This window comes from Escherichia sp. B1147 (assembly GCF_001660175.1).
GTDB classification, from domain to species: Bacteria; Pseudomonadota; Gammaproteobacteria; order Enterobacterales; family Enterobacteriaceae; genus Escherichia; species Escherichia whittamii.
On the sequence record NZ_LFHY01000039.1, the window covers coordinates 1 to 333 of the forward strand.

The following is a 333-nucleotide window of genomic DNA, read 5'->3' on the forward strand; positions in this document are numbered from 1 at the left end:
AGGTACTGGCTAAGCCGGGCACCATCAAGCCGCAAACCAAGTTCGAATCTGAAGTGTACATTCTGTCCAAAGATGAAGGCGGCCGTCATACTCCGTTCTTCAAAGGCTACCGTCCGCAGTTCTACTTCCGTACAACTGACGTGACTGGTACCATCGAACTGCCGGAAGGCGTAGAGATGGTAATGCCGGGCGACAACATCAAAATGGTTGTTACCCTGATCCACCCGATCGCGATGGACGACGGTCTGCGTTTCGCAATCCGTGAAGGCGGCCGTACCGTTGGCGCGGGCGTTGTTGCTAAAGTTCTGAGCTAATTATTCGTTAATTAGGTCC

Annotated in this window: 1 pseudogene; it reads left to right on the top strand. The window is 52.9% G+C overall.

What is annotated here, in order from left to right:
• Positions 1-314, top strand: a pseudogene (gene tuf, locus A9180_RS22195) (elongation factor Tu); the annotation flags it as partial.
• Positions 315-333 lie beyond the last annotated feature (19 nt).